This is a genomic window from Streptomyces sp. iso_384 (assembly GCF_056172905.1).
Map to the genome: position 1 here is coordinate 1 of NZ_JBWBTT010000025.1, position 308 is coordinate 308.

Genomic DNA, 308 nt, shown 5'->3' on the forward strand with positions numbered 1-308 from the left:
CGAAGAGCTCCTCCTCGCACTCCTCGTGATGCTCCCGCTCGGCCGGGAGCTGCGGGACCGCCGAGGCGGTGGGCTGCTCCGCTGCGGCCTCGATGGCCCGTGGCGGTCCGGCCCAGTCCATGCCCAGCGCGGCGAGGGCAGCGAGCTGATCGGTGTCCAGCCGGCCCCTTCTCGATTTGGTGTTCGAAATCCACACACCGAGCTTCACGGGCACCGGTTCGGTTTCGCCGTCGACGGTGATCTCGACGACTGCGCCGCGAGGCACCGGCCGGTCCGTGCCTTCCTGCTCCACCCACTGCGTGAGGGCC

The 308-nt window shown here is 70.8% G+C and carries 1 protein-coding gene; it reads right to left on the reverse strand.

Annotated elements, in window-relative coordinates:
• Positions 1–265, reverse strand: a 265-nt coding sequence (locus AC0VY3_RS37350; protein WP_475551959.1) for a helicase associated domain-containing protein, incomplete at its 3' end; no start/stop codon positions are given.
• Positions 266–308 lie beyond the last annotated feature (43 nt).